General features: G+C 70.7%; 21 protein-coding genes. 14 read left to right on the forward strand and 7 right to left on the reverse strand.

Annotated elements, in window-relative coordinates; translation table 11 throughout:
• Window positions 1-3: 3 nt before the first annotated feature.
• The 3 genes from H343_RS0112655 (at window position 4) to moaA (ending at window position 3136) form a co-directional block, all read left to right on the forward strand.
• Complete coding sequence (locus H343_RS0112655) at window positions 4-354, forward strand: DUF485 domain-containing protein (protein ID WP_028431453.1); 351 nt, start codon at window positions 4-6, stop codon at window positions 352-354.
• Window positions 351-2012 carry a sodium/solute symporter gene (locus H343_RS0112660; RefSeq protein ID WP_028431454.1) on the forward strand — a complete coding sequence of 554 codons (1662 nt, stop codon included), beginning with the start codon at window positions 351-353 and terminating at the stop codon, window positions 2010-2012. Before H343_RS0112655 ends, H343_RS0112660 begins: the two co-directional genes overlap by 4 nt.
• A gap of 134 nt (window positions 2013-2146) precedes the next feature.
• A complete protein-coding gene (moaA, locus tag H343_RS0112665) occupies window positions 2147-3136 on the forward strand; it encodes a GTP 3',8-cyclase MoaA (protein ID WP_028431455.1) in 990 nt (329 codons plus the stop codon).
• Here moaA and H343_RS0112670 read toward each other — a convergent pair.
• A complete protein-coding gene (locus H343_RS0112670; RefSeq protein ID WP_051265064.1) occupies window positions 3119-3385 on the reverse strand; it encodes a hypothetical protein in 267 nt (88 codons plus the stop codon). The two genes, moaA and H343_RS0112670, sit on opposite strands and share 18 nt — an antisense overlap.
• 259 nt (window positions 3386-3644) lie before the next feature.
• Entirely contained in the window at window positions 3645-4001 is a 357-nt protein-coding gene (locus H343_RS0112675) for a DUF3099 domain-containing protein (RefSeq protein WP_028431457.1), read from the reverse strand.
• A gap of 239 nt (window positions 4002-4240) precedes the next feature.
• On the opposite strand from H343_RS0112675, the gene H343_RS0112680 reads away from it, so the two are divergent.
• Window positions 4241-4522, forward strand: coding sequence for a GlsB/YeaQ/YmgE family stress response membrane protein (locus H343_RS0112680; protein WP_028431458.1), 282 nt, complete (start codon window positions 4241-4243; stop codon window positions 4520-4522).
• A gap of 60 nt (window positions 4523-4582) precedes the next feature.
• On the opposite strand, the gene tyrS is transcribed toward H343_RS0112680, so the two are convergent.
• Window positions 4583-6001: a tyrosine--tRNA ligase gene (tyrS, locus tag H343_RS0112685; RefSeq protein WP_028431459.1), complete on the reverse strand. Its 1419-nt coding sequence runs from the start codon at window positions 5999-6001 to the stop codon at window positions 4583-4585.
• Between the two features lie 339 nt (window positions 6002-6340).
• Here tyrS and fabG point away from each other — a divergent pair, with 339 nt between their 5' ends.
• Complete coding sequence (gene fabG, locus H343_RS0112690; protein WP_028431460.1) at window positions 6341-7045, forward strand: 3-oxoacyl-[acyl-carrier-protein] reductase; 705 nt, start codon at window positions 6341-6343, stop codon at window positions 7043-7045.
• Between the two features lie 2 nt (window positions 7046-7047).
• Window positions 7048-7809 (forward strand): enoyl-ACP reductase FabI, encoded by a 762-nt coding sequence (gene fabI / locus H343_RS0112695; RefSeq protein ID WP_028431461.1) that lies wholly within the window; start codon window positions 7048-7050, stop codon window positions 7807-7809.
• 115 nt (window positions 7810-7924) lie between these two features.
• Here fabI and H343_RS0112700 read toward each other — a convergent pair whose 3' ends face one another.
• Window positions 7925-8614 carry a FadR/GntR family transcriptional regulator gene (locus H343_RS0112700; protein WP_028431462.1) on the reverse strand — a complete coding sequence of 230 codons (690 nt, stop codon included), beginning with the start codon at window positions 8612-8614 and terminating at the stop codon, window positions 7925-7927.
• Window positions 8615-8704: 90 nt separating this feature from the next.
• Here H343_RS0112700 and H343_RS0112705 point away from each other — a divergent pair, with 90 nt between their 5' ends.
• From H343_RS0112705 to H343_RS0112720, 4 genes are all read left to right on the forward strand, one after another.
• Window positions 8705-10006: a CynX/NimT family MFS transporter gene (locus H343_RS0112705; RefSeq protein ID WP_486586889.1), complete on the forward strand. Its 1302-nt coding sequence runs from the start codon at window positions 8705-8707 to the stop codon at window positions 10004-10006.
• A gap of 17 nt (window positions 10007-10023) precedes the next feature.
• The gene (locus tag H343_RS35905) at window positions 10024-10140 is read left to right on the forward strand and encodes an SGM_5486 family transporter-associated protein (protein WP_486586885.1); all 117 of its coding nucleotides are present in this window, start codon (window positions 10024-10026) and stop codon (window positions 10138-10140) included.
• A 190-nt stretch (window positions 10141-10330) separates the two neighbouring features.
• A complete protein-coding gene (locus tag H343_RS0112715; protein ID WP_028431464.1) occupies window positions 10331-10573 on the forward strand; it encodes a hypothetical protein in 243 nt (80 codons plus the stop codon).
• A gap of 77 nt (window positions 10574-10650) precedes the next feature.
• Complete coding sequence (locus tag H343_RS0112720; protein WP_028431465.1) at window positions 10651-11178, forward strand: SixA phosphatase family protein; 528 nt, start codon at window positions 10651-10653, stop codon at window positions 11176-11178.
• Between the two features lie 173 nt (window positions 11179-11351).
• Here the strand turns inward: H343_RS0112720 and serB are convergent, their stop codons facing one another.
• Window positions 11352-12650, reverse strand: coding sequence for a phosphoserine phosphatase SerB (gene serB / locus H343_RS30335; RefSeq protein WP_078505537.1), 1299 nt, complete (start codon window positions 12648-12650; stop codon window positions 11352-11354).
• A 281-nt stretch (window positions 12651-12931) separates the two neighbouring features.
• On the opposite strand from serB, the gene H343_RS0112730 reads away from it, so the two are divergent.
• Window positions 12932-15604 carry an FHA domain-containing protein gene (locus H343_RS0112730; RefSeq protein WP_028431466.1) on the forward strand — a complete coding sequence of 891 codons (2673 nt, stop codon included), beginning with the start codon at window positions 12932-12934 and terminating at the stop codon, window positions 15602-15604.
• A gap of 131 nt (window positions 15605-15735) precedes the next feature.
• Here the strand turns inward: H343_RS0112730 and H343_RS0112735 are convergent, their stop codons facing one another.
• On the reverse strand, window positions 15736-16434 hold the full coding sequence (locus H343_RS0112735) for a lytic transglycosylase domain-containing protein (protein WP_051265066.1): 699 nt from the start codon (window positions 16432-16434) through the stop codon (window positions 15736-15738).
• Window positions 16435-16805: 371 nt separating this feature from the next.
• Between H343_RS0112735 and H343_RS0112740 the strand changes: the two genes are divergently transcribed.
• Entirely contained in the window at window positions 16806-17999 is a 1194-nt protein-coding gene (locus H343_RS0112740) for a GAF domain-containing sensor histidine kinase (RefSeq protein ID WP_028431468.1), read from the forward strand.
• Complete coding sequence (locus tag H343_RS0112745; RefSeq protein WP_028431469.1) at window positions 17992-18630, forward strand: response regulator transcription factor; 639 nt, start codon at window positions 17992-17994, stop codon at window positions 18628-18630. The genes H343_RS0112740 and H343_RS0112745 overlap by 8 nt, the downstream gene beginning before the upstream one ends.
• A 37-nt stretch (window positions 18631-18667) precedes the next feature.
• Here H343_RS0112745 and H343_RS0112750 read toward each other — a convergent pair whose 3' ends face one another.
• The gene (locus H343_RS0112750; protein WP_028431470.1) at window positions 18668-19513 is read right to left on the reverse strand and encodes a hypothetical protein; all 846 of its coding nucleotides are present in this window, start codon (window positions 19511-19513) and stop codon (window positions 18668-18670) included.
• A 107-nt stretch (window positions 19514-19620) separates the two neighbouring features.
• On the opposite strand from H343_RS0112750, the gene H343_RS0112755 reads away from it, so the two are divergent.
• Window positions 19621-20412 (forward strand): ABC transporter ATP-binding protein, encoded by a 792-nt coding sequence (locus H343_RS0112755; RefSeq protein WP_028431471.1) that lies wholly within the window; start codon window positions 19621-19623, stop codon window positions 20410-20412.
• Window positions 20413-20421: the final 9 nt, after the last annotated feature.

Below are 20421 nucleotides of genomic sequence, written 5' to 3' on the forward strand. Positions count from 1 at the left end.
CCCGTGGACTCAGCATCAGAGAAGGAGAGGTCCGGCCCGCCCGACGGCCCGGACTACACAGAGGTGCAGCAGAGCGCCGAGTTCGGCGAACTGCGCAGCACTTACCGTTCCTTCGCCTTCCCTCTGACCGTCGGCTTCGTCATCTGGTACCTGCTGTACGTGCTGTTGTCGATCTATGCCGGCGGGTTCATGGCGACCAAGCTGGTCGGCACCATCAACGTGGCCTTCGTTCTCGGTCTTGCCCAGTTCCTCACCACCTTCCTGATCGCCTGGTGGTACTCACGGGTCGCCGCCGCGCGGTTCGACCCCAAGGCCGAGGCCATCAAGACCCGACTGGAGGGTGAAGCACGATGAGCCTCACTCACTCACTCGCCGCCGCTCCGGCGCAGCTGCAGCTGCAGCTGCAGTTCGCGGCCGAGGACGCGAGCCAGCACCGCCCCCTGATCATCACACTGTTCACGGTCTTTGTCCTGCTCACGCTCGGTGTGACGGTGTGGGCCGGGCGCAAGACCAAGGACGCCACGGACTTCTACGCCGGCGGCCGCCAGTTCACCGGGTTCCAGAACGGGCTGGCCATCTCCGGCGACTACATGTCCGCCGCCTCGTTCCTGGGTATCGCCGGCGCGATCGCCCTGGCCGGGTACGACGGCTTCCTCTACTCCATCGGGTTCCTCGTCGCCTGGCTCGTCGCGCTGCTGCTCGTCGCCGAGCCGCTGCGCAACTCCGGCCGGTACACCATGGGTGACGTCCTGGCCTTCCGGATGCGGCAGCGCCCCATCCGTACCGCCGCGGGCATCTCCACGATCACCGTCTCGATCTTCTACCTGCTCGCCCAGATGGTCGGTGCGGGAGCGCTCGTCGCGCTGCTGCTGGGCATCACGAGCGACACGGGGAAGAACCTCATCGTCGTGCTCGTGGGCATCGTGATGGTGCTCTACGTGACGATCGGCGGCATGAAGGGCACCACCTGGGTGCAGATGATCAAGGCGTGCCTGCTCATCGGCGGAACGCTGATCGTCACCGTGCTGGTCTTCCACAAGTTCAACTACAACCTCTCCAGCCTGCTGGGTGCCGCGGCGGAGAACAGCGGCAAGGGAGCCGCCTTCCTGGAGCCCGGCCTGAAGTACGGGGTGAGCGCCACCTCGAGCATCGACTTCATCTCGCTGGGACTCGCGCTCGTGCTGGGAACCGCCGGGCTCCCGCACATCCTGATCCGCTTCTACACCGTCCCGACGGCTCAGGCCGCCCGCAAGTCGGTGATCTGGGCCATCGGCATCATCGGAGCCTTCTACCTGATGACGATCGCGCTGGGCTTCGGCGCCGCGGCGCTGCTCTCCCAGAAGACGATCACCGACTCCAACGCGGCGGGCAACACGGCCGCACCACTGCTCGCCCAGGAGATCGGCGGCGGCGCCGACTCGACCGGAGGTGCGGTACTGCTCGCGATGATCTCGGCCGTCGCCTTCGCCACCATCCTGGCGGTGGTCGCGGGGCTCACCCTCGCCTCGTCCTCGTCCTTCGCGCACGACCTGTACGCCAACGTCATCCGCAAGGGGAAGGCGACGGAGAAGGAGGAGGTCCGGGCGGCGCGCTACTCAGCGGTCCTCATCGGGGCCGTGGCGATCGCGCTGGGCATCTTCGCGGGCAAGCTCAACGTGGCCGGACTCGTCGCGCTCGCCTTCGCGGTCGCCGCGTCCGCGAACCTGCCGACGATCCTCTACAGCCTCTTCTGGAAGCGGTTCACCACCCGGGGCGCGACGTGGTCGATCTACGGCGGCCTCATCTCGTCCGTGACGCTGGTCTTCTTCTCGCCCGTCGTCACCAGCAAGCCGACCTCGATGTTCCCGGGCGTCGACTTCGCGTGGTTCCCGCTGGAGAACCCCGGACTGATCTCCATCCCGCTGGGCTTCCTGCTCGGCTGGATCGGTTCGATGATCTCCAAGGAGGAGGCGGCGACCAAGAAGTACGCCGAGCTGGAGGTGCGCTCCATGACGGGCTTCGGCGCGCACTGACGGTGAAGCCGGAGGTGTGACGGGGCGGCTCGTCACACCGGACGTGTGGACGCCACCGAGGTTCAACAACCTGTTGAATGTCGGTGGCGTCCCGTACGCTGCGAAGCATTGGCAATCGTGGGAGGGCCGCCAGCATGCTGCTCGACACATACGGCCGAGTCGCCACCGACTTGCGCGTCTCGCTGACAGACCGCTGCAACCTGCGCTGCACCTACTGCATGCCGGAGGAGGGCCTCCAGTGGCTCGCCAAACCGGAGTTGCTCACGGACGACGAGATCGTCCGGCTGGTGCACATCGCCGTGAGTGAACTCGGCGTCGAAGAAGTGCGGTTCACCGGAGGTGAGCCGCTGCTGCGGCCCGGACTGACCGGCATCGTCGAGCGCTGCGCCGCCCTGCCGGGGCGTCCCAGGCTCTCCCTGACGACCAACGGCATCGGCCTGGAGCGTACGGCCGGGGCGCTGCGCGACGCCGGTCTGGACAGGGTCAACGTCTCCCTCGACACCCTGCGGCCCGAGGTCTTCCAGCAGTTGACCCGCCGCAAGAGGCACGCGGACGTGCTGCGCGGGCTGGCCGCGGCCCACGAGGCCGGTCTGACCCCCGTCAAGATCAACTCCGTTCTGATGCCGGGGGCCAACGACGGCGAGGCACCCGAGCTTCTCGCCTGGGCCGTCGCCCACGACTACGAACTTCGCTTCATCGAGCAGATGCCGCTGGACGCACAGCACGGCTGGCAGCGCGACGGGATGATCACCGCGGGCGACATCCTGGAGTCGCTGCGCACCCGCTTCACCCTCACCCCCGAGGGCGCGGACGAACGCGGTTCGGCGCCGGCGGAGCGCTGGATCGTCGACGGAGGCCCGCACCGGGTCGGCGTCATCGCCTCCGTCACCCGCCCCTTCTGCCGGGCCTGCGACCGTACGCGCCTCACCGCGGACGGTCAGGTCCGCACCTGCCTCTTCGCCACCGAGGAGTCCGATCTGCGCGGTGCGCTGCGCGGGGGAGCGGACGACAGTGAGGTCGCGGCGCGGTGGAGGCTCGCCATGTGGGGGAAGAAGGCGGGCGCCGGTATCGACGACCCGTCCTTCGTGCAGCCGGACCGTCCGATGTCAGCCATCGGCGGCTGAGTCCGGGCCGCCCTCCCTCCACTCGGTGAGCAGCACGACGTCCTTGAGGAAGCCGCGCATGCCCAGGAAGGACGAGAGGTGTTCGCGGTGCTCCTCGCAGGCCAGCCAGGTCTTGCGGCGTTGCGGGGTGTGCAGCTTGGGATTGTTCCAGGCCAGTACCCACACGGCGGCCGCACGGCAGCCCTTGGCGGAGCAGATCGGGCTCTCGGGGTCTTCTGCTGGGGAAGACGGGGGAGTTGAGGGAAACACGGTCCCTATCCAACACCCGGAAGCGGACGACAAGCGACGCCGGGCAGCCACGGGGGGAGCCGCCCGGCGTCGGTCTGTCGCTCCGACGGGGGATGCGGAGCGCTTATGAAGTATGGCATGGGGACCCCTGCCAGGTGCAGCGGAACAACATGATTGATCTGAGCATTTCTTGAGGGTGGCCGGGGGGCTTGGCCACCGGTTGTGCCGCCTGTTGTGCTGCCGGCCGCCGTCCGTTCGGCGGCGACGGTGCTCTTCCGGCTCAACGGCCGTCGGCCGCAGGGCCTTCGGGCCTGCCGCCCGGAGCTTCCGCCACGGGCTCGGACGGCCCGAGCGCGGGCCGCACGGGCGCCTGCATGTAGGAGGACGGCAGTGAAGGAGGCTGCTCCCGGCCCGCGTTGGCGATGACGACGGCCACATACGGCAGAAGCGCGCCCACCACGAGAGTCACCACGGCAAGCGGCCGTTCGACGTTCCAGAGCACCACGGTCAGCAGGACCGAAAGCGTCCGGATCAGCATAGAGATCACATAGCGCCGCTGCCGCCCGCGGACGTCGTCGGCCAGACCCTGCCGGGCGCCGGTGATCCGGAAGACCTCGTCCTCACGCTTCTTCCGCATCGCTCTCCACCACCTCACCGGGCCGGCCGGCGCGCCCCTGCCGGGCTTGCGCACGTTCCTCACCGTACGCCCCGCCCCGGCGGCCTTCGAGGGCGGGCCGCGCATCCGCCCCGGCCGGCGCGGATGCGCCACCGCCCGTACGGCGCACTCCGCAGTGCGGCGTAGCCGGCCCGGCGCCAAGCTGACGGCGCACGCCCGCCGTAGCGGCGCGGCGAGGGCAGTACGTCGACGGAGGCACGATGGACTGGTTGTGGGCGATCCTCGTGGGGCTGGTCCTGGGCGTCATCGCGCGGGCGGTCCTCCCCGGCCGGCAGGGCATCCCCCTGTGGCTGACGGTGCTCTTCGGACTGCTGGGAAGCGTCCTCGGGAACGCCGTCGCCACATGGGCCGGGGTGGGCGACACCAAGGGCATCGACTGGATCCGGCACGTGCTGCAACTGGCGGGCGCCGTGGTGATCGTCGCCCTGGGGTCGCCGCTGTGGGCGACGGTCAGGGGGAGGAGCACACGCCCCCGCGCCTGACCCCGCCGCGGGGGACACCGCCGCCGCCCGACCACGGCGACGCCGGGTGCGGGAGCGTCCTCACAGCCCGTCGATCTGGGCGACCCGCCGCCCGGCCTTGAGGTACACCGTTCCGCTCACCCCTGCCTCGGCCAGCTTCTCCGGCACGACCTCGGCGAGCGGGCGCAGCGCGTCCGCCTCGGGCAGCACGATGGAGCGCTGCTCGCCGCTTCCGCCGGCCGTCTCGACGACGAGCCTCAGCCCGTTCTGCTTCGCGATACGCCGGGCCGCAGACGCGCTCGGTGTGAACTCCAGGACGCGCGTGAGGATCGCGGCGATGCCCTCGCCGCCGTGGACACCGGCGTCCACGGACGGCAGTGCCTCCAGGTCCCCGAAGGTCTTCCTGGAGAACTGCGCGGTGAAGCCGGCGCGGGCCGCCTTCGCCGCGTCCGCGCCGTGCAGTGCGGTGACGACCTCGCCCGCGAGGATCTTCTTCAGGTCCATCGGGTGCAGCGACTTCGCCTCGACACGGGCGGTCGCCCGGTCGATCTCGGGGTCCGTCCACTCCGTCCAGGCGCGCAGGTACGGCACCGTCAGCCGGTCCGGAATTGACATGATCTTCCCGAAGACGTCGTCCGCGTCGGCCGTGAGCCCGATGTAGTTGTCCTTGGACTTCGACATCTTGGCGCCCGAGCCGTCCGTGCCCTCGATCAGCGGCATGGACGCGACCATCTGCGGCCGCTGGTCGTGCAGTTCCATCACACGGCGGCCCATCTGCATGTTCAAGAGCTGGTCGACGCCGCCGAGTTCGATGTCGCAGTCCAGCTCGACGGAGTCCATCGCCATCGCCACCGGGTAGATCAGCTCGGACATGGTCAGTCCGGAACCCTGCGCGAGCCGGTTGCGGAAGTCGTCGCGCTGCAGCAGCGCCGAGGCGGGCACCTGCGCGAGCAGGGTGATCAGCTGCGCGAAGCCGATCCTGCCGAGCCAGTCGCTGTTGTGGCGGAAGCTCACCCGCTCGAAGTCGAAGAAGGGCCTGACCTGGTCCTGGTAGCCCGAGAGGTTCTTGGCGATGTCCTCGTCCGTCAGGGCCGGGCGCTCGGCCGTACGTCCTGAGGGGTCGCCGATCTTCGCGGTGAAGTCGCCGATGATCAGCGTGACGTCGTGCCCCATCCGCTGGAAGCGGCTGAGGACGATGATGGGGACGGCGTGACCGAGATGGACATCGGCCGAGGTCGGGTCGATGCCCAGTTTCACGTGCAGTCCCTTGCCCTGCGCGCGCTTCGCCTCGATCTCCTCGGCGAGCTTGTCCACACCCGGCAGCACGTCCACCGCGCGCGCACCGACCAGTGCCGCCTGCTCCTTCGCGGGAAGATCACTCAGATCGAGACGGCGCCGCGACCCCGTCTCCGCGAGCAGCCGCTCGACGGTCTCGTCGGATGAGAGGTCCTGCGTCAGCAGCTGGCTGGCGCGCTGTACGGAGTCGCCGAGGCGTGTCACGTTCTGTCCTGGGGAGTCGTATGTGGAAGGGGCCGCCCGAGATTCTATTCGTGCGCGGGCGCTCCTTGTGAGTTGCGGCCCTCGTACGGGCGGCAGGCAGAGCTTTCCCCGCCGGGTGTTCCCGGTGTGAGCGTTCCCGCAGCCCGCCACGTGCCTCGCCAGGCCCGCCGGCACCGTCGTCGGACTGTAGAGATCCGACAGGAGCCCGCGCGGCCCCCTGTCGCTGCCCGAGTCACTGGAAGGCGGTCCCGGCCGATAGTTTGCGTACGGACAGACATCGGCCGTGGCCGGCGCCCACTGCGCGCGGGACACGGAGACCGCAGAAAGGGTGGACCCACCTTGAGCCGCTCCGTACTCGTCACCGGAGGCAACCGGGGCATCGGCCTTGCCATCGCCCGCGCCTTCGTCGACGCAGGGGACAAGGTTGCCGTCACCTACCGCTCGGGGGAGCCGCCGGAGGGCTTCCTGGCGGTCAGGTGCGACATCACCGACCCCGAACAGGTGGAGGGGGCCTACAAGGAGATCGAGGAGAAGCACGGCCCCGTCGAGGTACTGGTCGCCAACGCCGGTGTGACGCGCGACCAGTTGCTGCTGCGGATGTCCGAGGAGGACTTCAGCTCGGTGCTGGAGACCAACCTCACCGGCACCTTCCGGGTCACCAAGCGCGCCGCCAAGCGGATGCTGCGGGCGCGCACCGGTCGTATCGTGCTGATCTCCTCCGTGGTCGGGCTGCTCGGCTCCGCGGGACAGTCCAACTACGCCGCGTCCAAGGCCGGTCTGGTCGGCTTCGCCCGCTCGCTCGCCCGTGAGCTGGGCTCACGTAACATCACCTGCAATGTGATCGCGCCCGGCTTCGTCGACACCGACATGACGCAGGCCCTCACAGACGAACAGCGCGCGAACATCGTCGAGCAGGTGCCGCTGGGCCGTTACGCCCAGCCCGAGGAGGTCGCCGCCTCCGTCCGCTTCCTCGCCTCCGACGAAGCCGCGTACATCACCGGAGCCGTCATTCCTGTCGACGGCGGATTGGGCATGGGCCACTGAAGATGAGCGGAATCCTCGCAGGCAAGCGCATCCTCGTCACGGGAGTCCTCACGGACGGGTCGATCGCCTTCCACGCCGCGAAGATCGCCCAGGAGGAGGGCGCGGAGGTCGTACTGACCGGATTCGGACGCCTCAGCCTGGTCCGGCGGATCGCCAAGCGTCTCCCGAAGGAAGCTCCCGTCATCGAGCTGGACGTGACGAACCAGGAGCACCTCGACTCCCTCGCCGACAGGGTCGGCGAGCACGTCGGCGAACTGGACGGCATCGTCCACTCCATCGCCTTCGGACCGGAGGGCGTCTTCAACTTCCTCGAAGCGAGCTGGGAGGACGTCGCCACGGCCGTACAGATCTCCGCGTACTCGCTCAAGTCCCTGACCACGGCCTGCCTTCCGCTGATGCCGCGCGGCGGCTCCGTGGTCGGCCTGACCTTCGACGCGCAGATCGCCTGGCCCAAGTACGACTGGATGGGCGTGGCCAAGGCGGCTCTGGAGTCGACCAACCGCTATCTGGCGCGCGATCTGGGCGGGCGGAACGTGCGGTGCAACCTCGTCTCCGCCGGGCCGGTCAGGTCGATGGCGGCCAAGTCCATCCCGGGCTTCGAGGAGTTGGCGGAGGTGTGGAACCACCGCGCCCCGATCGGCTGGGACCTGAGCGACCCCGAGCCGACCGGGCGCGGAGTCGTCGGTCTGCTCTCGGACTTCTTCCCGAAGACGACGGGGGAGATCGTCCACGTCGACGGCGGCGTGCACATGATGGGCGCCTGAGCGACGGGGACGCCGGCGCGTCTGTACGCGCGCCCGCTTCCCGGCGTAGGGCCCGGCATCCGGACGCACCCGCGTCCCGGTACCGGGCCCTTGCGCGTATGCTCCAGCGGCAGCGTCAGCCCCGAGCTGTCCCCCGCACCCCGCAGCCCCACTCCTTCGTGTGAGAAGCGGCCTCGCTCGCCGCCGCCTCCGGATCGCCCGCCCTGACTGCCTCGATCAGACCCGCGTGATCCATGTGCTTCCCGGGGCGCAGCTCCTCGCCCACATCCGTGCGGAGGAAGTCGCGCATCACCTCGCCGAGGTCGGCGTAGACGGCGGTCAGCACCTCGTTGTGCGACGCGGCGACGACCCCGAGGTGCAGTCCCGCGTCGGCCTCCACGAAGCGTTCGACGTCCCCGGAGACCCAGGCCGCCTCGCGCCGCTCCAGCAGCGCGTCGAGCTGTCCCAGGTCGCTCTGCGTGCGCCGCAGCGCAGCCAGCCGTGCGCCGGAGGACTCCAGGGTGGCCCGCATCTCGGCGACATGACGCGGATCGGCGTCCGCGAAGCGGCGGTGCATCACCCCGGCCAGCTCACTGGTCGCCACGACGTAGGTGCCCGAGCCCTGCCGGATGTCCAGCAGACCGTTGTGCGCGAGCGCGCGCACCGCCTCGCGGACGGTGTTGCGGGCCACCCCGAGCTGGTCCACGAGTTCGGGCTCGGTGGGGATACGGGCGCCGACCGGCCACTCTCCCGAGGTGATCTGGGCGCGCAGCGCGGAGATCACCTGGTCGGACAGGGCGGAGCGCTGCGGCGAGGACAGGGTCATCTCTCTCCCGGGAGGAGTTCGCCGGCGGGTTCCGGCGGGTTCTCTGGCGTGGCGGGACGCGGTAACGTCCATTCATCCCATGATTCTATGATGGGTTCCATGGCGATGACGGAAGAAGGCCTGAAGAACACCGACGGTTCCCCGGTATCCGGGAAAGCCGCCACGGGCGGCTCCCCGGACGTCCCGCGCTGGGTGGCGGGCCTCGTCGCCGCCGGACTCCTCCTCGCCGCCCTCAACCTCCGGCCCGCCATATCCGCGCTCGGGCCCCTGCTGAAGGAGGTGCGGGCCGACCTCGGCATGAGCGGCCTCGTCGCCGGGCTGCTGACGTCCGCGCCCGCGCTGTGCTTCGCCGCCTTCGGCAGCCTCGCACCACGGCTCGCGCGTCGCCGCGGGTCCGCCCCGGTGGTACTGGCGGGCATGGTCGCCATCACCGCGGGACTCGCGCTGCGCCCCCTCGCCGGCGGCACCGGCACCTTCCTCGCCTCCAGCGCGCTCGCCCTGGCCGGTATCGCGGTGAGCAACGTGCTGATGCCGGTGGTGGTCAAGCGCTGGTTCCCCCACCGTGTCGGTTCGATGACGGGCCTGTACTCGATGGGGCTCGCGCTCGGCACGGCGTGCGCCGCGGCCGTGACCGTACCCATGACCGGCGCCCTGGGCGGCAGTTGGCGTGCGGGACTGGGTGCCTGGGCGCTGCTCGGCGTACTCGCGATCCTGCCCTGGGCCGCCGTCCTCAAGGACCCGGGCAGCCGCCGTCCCCCGCCCGCGGCGGGCAGCGGCGCCCCGGCGGGCGCTCCCGCGTCCGCGCCCGCCCGCATCCGCATCGGCGCCTCACCCACCGCCTGGGCGCTCAGCGGGTTCTTCGGGCTCCAGGCCTCCGCCGCGTACATCGTCCTGGGCTGGCTGCCGCAGATATTCAGGGACGCGGGGGTCTCCGCCTCCTCGGCGGGCCTGATGCTCGCCCTGACCATGGGCATGGGTGTGCCGCTGGCGTTCGTGGTGCCCAGGCTCGCGACCCGTATGCGGCATCAGGGCCCGCTGGTCGTCGTGCTCGCCCTGTGCGGGCTGACGGGGTATGCCGGGCTGTGGTTCGCCCCCGCCGCCGGAGCCTGGCTGTGGGCGCTGCTGCTGGGTATCGCCAACTGCGCCTTCCCCGTCGCGCTCACGATGATCAGCCTGCGCTCGCGGTCCAGCGCCGGGGTGGTCAAGCTCTCCGCCTTCGCACAGAGCACGGGCTATCTGCTCTCCGTCCCCGGCCCGCTGCTCGTCGGGGCACTGCGCGACGCGAGCGGCGGCTGGCACCTACCGCTGATGCTGATGACGGCGCTGCTGCTCGCGCAGACGGTGATGGGCGTACTGGCCGGCCGGGACCGCGTGATCGAGGACGGACGCTGAGTGCGACACTGGCCGGTATGCCACTGCTGGAACCCGAGCCGCAGAACGGGCAGAAGAAGCTGCTCCTCATCGTCGGCGTGATCTTCGGAATCATGGTCGTCATCGGGGTGATCGCGAGCATCGCCGCCCCCTGAACCGTCCCGGACCGCCGGCCCCGAGGCAGCCCGAGCCACCCGCCCCGCGCACCGTGGTGGTGCTGGCCCCACCCCCCTAGGGGGGCTGGGTCAGGGGGAAGTGGGTGGCTCACCGGATGGGAGGGCACGCCCCGTCTTCGTAGCGTGTGGGTACACGCTCGACGACTCACGGAATGAGGAGGGCGAGGCCATGACCACGGCCCGTGCCCGCACCCGGCCCGCACCCGGCGGAAGCGCTGCCCGCACGCACACCCGCCCCGCCGGCGGGCAGACACGGCTGCCCTGGTGGGCCGCGGTGCTGCCGGTCCTGGCCTTCGCCGTGCTGCTCGCCCCGCTCCTCGGCGGCGGGGAGGCGAACGCCGCGGAAGGCCGGGCCGGGGTGTACGTGCTCGCCCAGGTCCTCGAGCGGGTGGAGCAGGCCCTGCTGGGCTGACGCACGGGAGACGTCAGCCCTTCGTGCTCTGTCAACACCCTCCGCTCCGCGCGGCGTTTCATGCGAAGCTGGGATGCATGAGCGTCGATCTTCCCCGCAGTATCGTCCTTGTCCGGCACGCCAAGGCCGACTGGCCAGAGGTGGCAGACCACGAGCGTCCTCTCGCGGACCGGGGCCGCAAGGACGCCCCGGCGGTGGGTGAGTGGCTCGCCGCACACGGCGTCGACCCCGGGCTGACCCTCTGCTCGACCGCCGTCCGCACCCGTGAGACCTGGAAGCTGGCCGTCCACCACCTTCCCCACCGCCCCAGGACCGTCTACGAGGAGCGGCTGTACGAGGCCTCTCCCGGCGAGATCATCGCAGTGCTCAACGACGTGGACGAGGACGTGCACGACCTGCTCGTGGTCGGACACAACCCCGGAATCCAGGGAGTTGCCGAGGCGCTCTCGGGTGCCGCCGAGGGCGACGCCGGTGAGCGCATGGCGCGCAACGGCTTCCCCACGTCGGCGGTCGCCGTGCTCCGCTTCGACGGCTCGTGGAAGTCCGTCGAGCCGGGCGTGGCCACGCTGAGCGAGTACTGGGCGCCGCACGAACCGCACGAGTGAGCGTCTGGTCCGGGCAACATGCCCGGGAGGACGGGCCGGTGGACGGCTGAAGGTTGCCGGGAGGGCGGCCGGTCTGATCCGTGACCGGCGCGCGCCCGCGCGAGGGTCACGGGGGCCGTCGGGACGCCTCCGGTGCAACGCTGTCGCCCCGTCGGCCGCCGCCGGACCGCCGTTCAGTCGCCGCCCCGGAGGAGTTGGCTCTCCGCGTCGCCAGGGCCGGTGCGGTCGTCGTCGCTGCTGCAGTCGGCGGCCTCGACCTCTTCCCGCGTCACGCCCAGCAGATACAGGACGGTGTCCAGGAAGGGCACGTTGACGGCGGTGTGCGCCGCCTCGCGGACCACCGGCTTCGCGTTGAAGGCCACCCCGAGCCCCGCGGCGTTGAGCATGCCCAGGTCGTTCGCGCCGTCTCCGATCGCGACCGTCTGCATCAGGGGTACGCCCGCCTCGGCTGCGAAGCGGCGCAGCAGCCGTGTCTTGCCCTCCCGGTCCACTATGTCGCCGGTGACGCGGCCGGTGAGCTTGCCGTCCACGACCTCGAGGGTGTTGGCGGCGGCGAAGTCGAGGCCGAGTTCGTCCCGCAGGGCGTCGGTGATCTGGGTGAAGCCGCCGGAGACGACGCCCACCTGGTACCCGAGACGCTTGAGGGTGCGCACCAGGGTCCGTGCGCCGGGCGTGAGCCGTACGTCCTTGCGCACGGTCTCCGCCACCGATGCGTCCAGCCCTTCCAGCAGTGCCACCCGCGCGTGGAGGGACTGCTCGAAGTCCAGCTCGCCGCGCATCGCGCGTGCGGTGACCTCGGCGACCTCTTCCTCGCATCCCGCGTGAGCGGCGAAGAGTTCGATCACCTCGTCCTGGATGAGGGTGGAGTCGACGTCCATGACGACCAGCCGCTGCGCACGGCGCTGCAGCCCGGAGGCGACGACCGCGATGTCGACGCGGTGCCTGGCCGCCTCCAGCGCGAGCGAGGTGCGCAGCGTGGAGGTCTCGGTGCCGGAGACGTCGAACTCGACGGCCGTGACCGGGTATTTCGCGAGCCGGAAGATACGGTCGATGTTGCCGCCGGTGGCGGTGATGCTGGCGGCGATGGCGGAGGCCGACCGGGCGGTGAGCGGCTGTCCCAGCACGGTCACATGTGAACGGCCGGTGCCGCGCGGCTTGTTGTCGCCCGTGCCGGAGATGATCTCCGCCTCCAGGCCCATCGACTCCGCCCAGCCGTGCACGGTGGCCCGCAGTTCGCCCTCACTCGCGGTGGACGCTCCGCCGCCCGTCTCCGTGCCCGGGGCGGTCACCAGGGCGCACAGCGTGATGCGGCCCCGGGTCACGAGCTGCTCGATGTCGACGACCTCCACCGCGAAGGCGGCGAGGGTGTCGAAGAGTCCGGCGGTGATGCCCGGCCGGTCCCTGCCGAAGATCTTGACCAGAAGGGTGGGGGTGTCGGCGTACGAAGGCGGAGTGGCCGGCGATGTGGTCATGATGTTCTTACGGTATCGCTGCGCGGCCCGCGCCACCTGCCGGGGCTGCCATCCGCCCGGAACTCTGCCCGGATTCCGGCGCTCCGGCTCGTTCACGACGGACGGTGGCCGCATTCCGCCTCCCGCGGTGGCCGTTCCGGGCCCGTCACGGACGAAGTGGGGTTGTGACATGGGCCGACTTCCTGTCCGGGGTGCGGGCCTGAAATAGTTCCTCCCGATGTTCACCATCCCTAGGCTCCCGGTTCGGGGAGTCACTCGGGGGACAACTTTTGGGGCATGGAGTGCCGGAACTCGTACTGGAATTGAACGGACAAACCTGGACGCTCGAACCGTCCAGGGCTTACAGCCTGGGCCGCGATCCGCACGGTGACGTGGTGATCGACGACGCCAGGGTCTCCTGGCGGCACGCCACGATCCGCTGGGGCGGGCGTGGCTGGATCATCGAGGACCAGGGCAGCACCAACGGCTCGTACGCGCGCGGGCAGCGCATCCAGCAGATGGAACTCGCCCCCGGCATGAGCGTCCACTTGGGCAACGCCACCGACGGTCCGCGGCTGGACCTCTCGGGGACGGGCGCGGCCGGCGCCCCGGGTGCGGACGTCCACAGCGCCCACACCGTCGCACCGGAGCCGCACCAGGCGCCCCAGCGGCAAGCGGGGGGAGCACCGGGCGGAGGCGTGCAGCCCGGGCCGGGCGGACCCGCCGGCCCCGGCTGGGGGCAGCAGCCGCAGCCCAGCCCCGGCTGGCAGCAGCAGCCGGGCGTGCCCCAGCAGGGCCACGCGGCCGGGCCGCCGCCCGCGCAGCAGCAGATGCCGCAGCAGCAGCCCGTGCAGCAGCCTCCCGTGCCGCAGCAGGCCCGTGCGCAGGCGCACATGCACCAGCACGGCGGACCAGCGGCGCAGGGCCACGGTGGCCCGGCCGCCCCGCCGCCGCACCCGCAGGGCGGGGACCGCAGCCCCACCACCTTCCACCAGCTCTCCCTGGGCCGTGTCATGCGGATCGGCCGTTCGCTGGAGAACGAACTGGTGGTCTCCGACCTCCAGGTCTCCCGGCACCACGCGGAGTTCCGCGCCACGCCCCAGGGCCGCTTCGAGATCCACGACCTGGGCAGCCACAACGGCACGTACGTCAACGGCCAGCCGCTGCCCAAGTCCGGTTCCGCCGTCATCACCGCGCAGGACACCGTCGGCGTCGGCCACTCCACGTTCCGGCTGGTCGGTGACCGGCTGGAGGAGTTCGTCGACACCGGTGAGGTCTCCTTCTCGGCCCGGCACCTCACGGTGAAGGTCGACAACGACAAGGTGATCCTGAACAACGTCACCTTCGGCGTCCCGGAGAAGTCGCTGATCGGCGTGATCGGCCCGTCGGGCTCGGGCAAGTCGACACTCCTGCGTGCCCTGACCGGCTACCGCCCCGCGGATGTGGGCGAGGTCCTCTACGACAACCGCAACCTCTACCAGCACTTCGCCGAACTGCGGCAGCGCATCGGCCTGGTTCCGCAGGACGACATCCTGCACAAGGAGCTGCGGGTGCGCACCGCCCTGCGCTACGCCGCGCGGCTGCGCTTCCCCGGTGACGTGGCGGAGGCGGAGCGCAACGCCCGTGTCGAGGAGGTCCTCGCCGAACTCAAGCTCGACATCCACGCGGACAAGAAGGTCACCTCGCTCTCCGGCGGCCAGCGCAAGCGCGTCTCGGTCGCCCTGGAGCTGCTGACGAAGCCGTCGCTGATCTTCCTCGACGAGCCCACCTCCGGCCTCGACCCGGGTATGGACCGCGACGTCATGCAGCTTCTGCGCGGGCTCGCCGACGACGGCCGCACGTGCCTCGTCGTCACCCACTCGGTGGCCGAACTCGGCCTGTGCGACAGGCTGCTGGTGATGGCGCCGGGCGGCGGCGTGGCCTACTTCGGGCCGCCGGAGGAGGCGCTGAACTTCTTCGGATACGGCACCTGGGCGGATGTCTTCTCGGCCTTCGAGAACTACCGCGACTACGACTGGATGGGCCGCTGGCAGGGCTCCCAGCACTACCAGATGTACGCCGCCGACCTCGACTCGGTCGCACCGCAGCAGCTCGCGCAGCAGCAGGCGCCCCCCGCCCGTACGCAGAAGCCGCAGAGCTGGGGCTCGCAGTTCTGGACACTGGTGCGCCGCTACGTCTCGGTCATCGCCTCCGACAGGGGCTTCCTCGCGCTGACGGTGATCCTGCCCGTCGTCCTGGGCGGGGTCAGCACGCTGATCCCGAGCGACTTCGGGCTCGGTTACGGGCCGGAGCGCAAGGCCCTCACCAACCGCGACGCCAGTACGATCATGCTCATCCTCGCGGTCGGCATGTGCTTCTCGGGTGCGGCGAACTCCGTCCGCGAGCTGATCAAGGAGCGGGTCATCTACGAGCGTGAACGGGCCACCGGCCTCTCGCGCTCGGCCTACCTGATGTCCAAGGTGATCGTGCTCGGGATCGTCACGGCCGTGCAGGGCCTGATCATCGCCGCCATCGGCTTCGGCCCGCGCGAGCTGCCCGAGGAGGGCGTCGTCGCGGAGAACCTGCCGGCCCTGGAGATGACGCTCGCCGTCATCACGCTCGGCTTCACCTCGATGATGTTCGGCCTGATCATCTCCTCGCTGGTGAAGACCGCCGAGAAGACCATGCCGCTGCTGGTGATGTTCGCCATCGTCCAGGTCGTCTTCACCGGTGTCCTCTTCCAGCTCTTCGACACCCCAGGCGTCGCGCAGTTCGCCTGGCTGATGCCGTCGCGCTGGGCGGTGGCCGCGATGGGCTCCACCGCCGACATGAACACGCTGCTGCCGTGGGAGAAGGGCAACCCCGACCCGCTGTGGGAGCACACTGCCGGCACCTACGCGCTGGACATGGGTGTCCTGCTGGGGCTCGGTGTGGTGCTGGTCTTCGTCGTGGCGCGTCTGCTGCGCCGCCACGAGCCGGAGGTCATGCGCAAGTAGCAGCGCAGGCGAATTCCTTCGGCGCCGAGAGCGCCGAGAAGGGCGGCGGCCTCCCCCGGGAAGCCGCCGCCCTCACGTGTGCGTGCGTGGCACTGTGCCGCAGGGCCCGTGCGCGGCCCCCTGCGGGGAGCTCAGTACCAGTTGTTGGACTGCCAGAAGGACCAGGCACCGCAGGGGCTGCCGTAGCGGTCCTCCATGTAGCCCAGCCCCCACTTGATCTGGGTGGCGGCGTTGTTGCGCCAGTCGGGGCCCGCGGAGGACATCTTGGAGCCGGGCAGCGCCTGCATCAGACCGTAGGCGCCGCTGGGGTTCTGGGCGTGCACGTCCCAGCCGCTCTCGTGCTCGACGATGTTCGAGAAGCACTGGAACTGCGAACCGCTGCCGATCAGCTGCCGGGCGATCTGCTTCGGCGAGCCCGAGGGGGCCGCGTCGGAGGACGTGCTGCGCTTCGCGGACCGGCTCGCGGCCTGCTCGCGCTCGCGGTCGCGTTCGGCCTTCTTCGCCTGCTCCGCCGCCTCGGCCCGCTTCTCGGCCCGTGCTTCGGCCTTCTTCACCGCTTCGGCCCTGGCGTCCGCGCGTGCCCGTTCGTCCGCGGCCGAGGTCTGAGCGTCGATGCTCACCTTCTGCGCGGACGGGCCTTCGGCGGCGGTCTGCAACGCGACGGGGGCGGCCACCATCTCCGATCCGGCATTCTCGCTTCCGCTGTCCTTCTGACCTGGGACGACGGTGAAGGCGAGAGCCGTCATTCCGACTGCCGCCGCACCGGTCGCGGCGGAGATCTTGTGCAGACGGGACAGCTTGCCGTGGCGTTCGGGAGTGGGAACGCTCATGGGAGGAAACCTCTTCCAGTTTGCGGACCGCAGCGACAGTGGCCGCAGCGGCGGCAGTAATTCTCAGCTGCCTTCAGTCACCGAGCAAAAATCACCATTACTAACGTTGGTAGTGGATTGGGAGCAGAGCGGATGCCTTGACGTGCCTGCACTGCACGTCCGGTCTGTAGACAACATCTACTAAGCAAGCTCGTACGTGATCTGGGTCCTATGCGGTGACTCACACCGCACAGTGGCTACATGTACGCAGTGTGTAGAAGATATAAACGCAGGGTCACACTCCTGGGTCTCCGGTCCTGGTCCCACCGACCCACGCCGGCGCCCTTCCCGCGCCTGATCCCGGCCGGCCGCCCCGCCGGTACGGTGACCGCATGCTCCCCCGCTCAGGGCTGACCGCAGTCAGCGCCGCGCTGCTCGCCATGAACAGGCAGCTCGAAGTGCGCGAGGTCCTGCAGACGATCGTCGCCTCCGCCCGCGACCTGCTGGACGCCGAGTACGCGGCCCTGGGCGTACCCGACGACCAGGGCGGCTTCGCACAGTTCGTGGTGGACGGCGTGACGGACCGGCAGTGGCGCGCCATCGGCCCGCTCCCGCGCCAGCACGGCATCCTCGCCGCGATGCTGCACGAGGCCACACCGCAGCGGCTCGCGGACGTCCGGACGGACCCCCGCTTCGAGGGATGGCCCCGGGCGCACCCCGAACTGGCCGACTTCCTCGGCATGCCCGTCGCAGACGGTGAGGACGTGCTCGGCGCCCTCTTCCTCGCCAACAAGCGCTGCCCGCACGGAAGCAGCCGGCAGGCCCCGGTCCGCACGGATGACGCCCGCGGGGACGGCCCGCCCCGCTGCTGCTCCTTCTCCGACGAGGACGAACTGCTGCTGCGCCTCCTCGCCCAGCACGCCGCCATCGCCCTGACCAACGCCCGTCTCCACGAACGCAGCCGGGAACTGACCATCGCCGAAGAGCGCGCCCGCATCGCACACGACCTGCACGACGCCGTCGCCCAGGAACTCTTCTCGCTCCGCCTCACGGCCCAGGCCGCCACAGCGCTCGTCGACCGCGACCCGGAGCGGGCGAAGGACGAACTGCACGAGATCGGCCGCATGGCCGCCGAGGCCTCCGAGGAACTGCGTGCGGCCGTGGTCGAACTGCGCCCCGCGGCGCTCGACGACGACGGCCTCGTCGCCACCCTGCGCACCCAGGTGCAGGTCCTGCACCGCGCCCACACCGCCGAGGTCACCTTCACCACCGCCGGCGCCCTGCGCGCGCTGCCCGCCGCCCAGGACGAGGCGCTGCTGCGCGTCGCCCAGGAGGCCCTGCACAACGCGCTGCGCCACGCCTCCGCGACCCGCGTCCGCGTCGATCTCTCCTACGGCAGCACCGGAGCGCGGCTGCGCGTCAGCGACGACGGCCGGGGCTTCGACCCGAAGGCCGTGCGCAAAGCGGGACGCCACCTGGGACTGGTCTCCATGAGCGACAGGGCCGGCGGAGTGGGCGGCAGGCTGACCGTGGAATCCCAGCCCGGTGAGGGCTCCGTGATCGAGCTGGAGGTGCCCGGTGGCTGACCCCGTCCGCGTACTGATCGTCGACGACCACCAAGTCGTACGGCGCGGCCTGCGCACCTTCCTCGAGATCCAGGAGGACATCGAGGTGGTCGGCGAGGCCGTCGACGGCGACGAGGGTGTCGCGCGCGCCGAGGAACTGCGCCCCGACATCGTCCTGATGGATGTGAAGATGCCCGGCACCGACGGCATCGGGGCGTTGCGGCGCCTTCGTGAACTGGGCAATCCCGCGCGCGTTCTCGTCGTCACGAGCTTCACCGAGCAGCGCACGGTCGTCCCCGCGCTCCGCGCCGGAGCCGCGGGCTACGTCTACAAGGACGTCGACCCGGACGCTCTCGCGGGCGCCATCCGCTCCGTGCACGCCGGACACGTGCTGCTCCAGCCCGAGCTGGCGGGCGCGCTGCTCTCGGACGGGGCGGGCGGCGGCGCCGGCCGGAGCAGCGCCCTGACCGACCGGGAGCGCGAGGTGCTCGGGCTCATCGCGGACGGACGCTCCAACCGCGAGATCGCCCGCAGCCTGGTGCTCTCCGAGAAGACGGTCAAGACCCATGTGTCGAACATCCTGATGAAACTCGACCTCGCCGACCGTACACAGGCGGCCCTGTGGGCCGTTCGCCACGGACTGGCGACATGACCGGCCCGACGCCCGGCACCTCTCCGCCCGCCGCTTCTCACGACCGCTTGCGCTCGAGCTCCTCCGCGTAGGCGTTGTACGCGGCGACCTGCGCCCGCCTCGCCGTACGCTCCACAGGCCGCAGCGCCTCGGCCCGGGCGGCGATCTGCGAGGCGCTCACGGCACCCCCGTGCTCACGGCCGTCGCCCGTGCCGCCGCCCCCGCCCGCCCGGCCGTGGGCGATGGCCACGAGCGCCCCCACCCGCTGGGCCAGCTCCAGCACCCGCACCGCACGCGGCGGATATCCGGGCGCCAGCAGCCGCCTCCCCGCCTCCATCCGCGCCCGGTACGCCTCCAGCGCGGCGTCGGCGACCGGCCCGGACCCCGCCACGTCCAGGTCCGTGAGTACCTGCGTGGCGTCCCGCAGCGCCTCGGCCAGTTCACGCTCCGCCTCGCTCAGCGAGGGCACATCGGCCGGCGGCCCCTCCCGTACGGGAAGGCAGCGCCAGACCACCTCCACATGCTGGTCGCCCTCCGGGCCGGCCGCGTGCACCTCGGGCGTCAGACCGAGGCCCGCGCCGGTGGCCACGACGGCCTCACCGGCCTCCAGCGCCAGGGAGTTGAACTCCGGCGGACCGCTCAGCCCCAGCGGATGGCCGGGCGCGGGGAGCGCCACCCGCAGCCCCGCCGTGCCCAGCGAGCGCAGCCGCCCCAGCGCCAGTGTCAGTCCGACGGGGGAGGGCTCCGGTGCCGCGTCCGGCCCCGGGGAGGAGGGCAGGTGCTCCACCCGGTGCACGGCGTCGTCGCCGGCGATCCGGTCCGCCGCCTCGTCGGGCGAGATCATCCCTGCGAGGAGCGCGTTTCCCCAGGCGGCCAGCCGCCCCGAGCGAGGTTCGTCGAGCATGAGACCAGCCTAAAGAACGGGCCGTCGAACGCGTGGCGTAGGTTTTGTCTGGGGACTGTGCCCACAAGGCACGGGAAACGGCGACTGCTATGGGAGACAACGCGCTCATGAGCGAAGTACTGGAGCTGGTGGACGTATCCGTGGTCCGCGACGGCCACGCTCTGCTGGACGACGTCTCCTGGTCGGTCAAGGAGGGCGAGCGCTGGGTCATCCTCGGTCCCAACGGCGCCGGCAAGACCACCTTGCTGAACATGGCCTCCAGTTATCTCTTCCCGAGCACGGGCTCCGCCACGGTCCTGGGCGAACGGCTCGGCGCTGTCGACGTCTTCGAACTCCGCCCGCGCGTCGGGATGGCGGGCATCGCCATGGCCGACAAGCTGCCGCGCAACCAGACCGTGCTGCGGACAGTGCTCACGGCCGCGTACGGCATGACCGCCCACTGGCAGGAGGAGTACGAGCGGGTGGACGAGGAGCGCGCCCGCGCCTTCCTCGACCGGCTCGGCATGAGCGACTACCTCGACCGCAGGTTCGGCACCCTCTCCGAGGGCGAACGCAAGCGGACCCTCATCGCCCGCGCCATGATGACCGACCCCGAACTGCTGCTCCTGGACGAGCCGGCGGCCGGCCTCGACCTCGGCGGGCGGGAGGACCTGGTGCGCCGGCTGGGGCGTCTCGCGCGGGATCCGTACGCCCCCTCGATGATCATGGTCACCCACCATGTCGAGGAGATCGCCCCCGGATTCACCCACGTTCTGATGATCCGCCAGGGACAGGTTCTCGCCGCCGGCCCGCTGGAGACCGAACTGACCTCCCGAAACCTCTCCCGCTGCTTCGGACTTCCCCTGGTGGTGGAGAAGAGGGGCGACCGCTGGACCGCTCAGGGTCTGCCGCTGAGCTGAGCGCGCGCC

The organism is Streptomyces sp. TAA204, assembly GCF_000424965.1.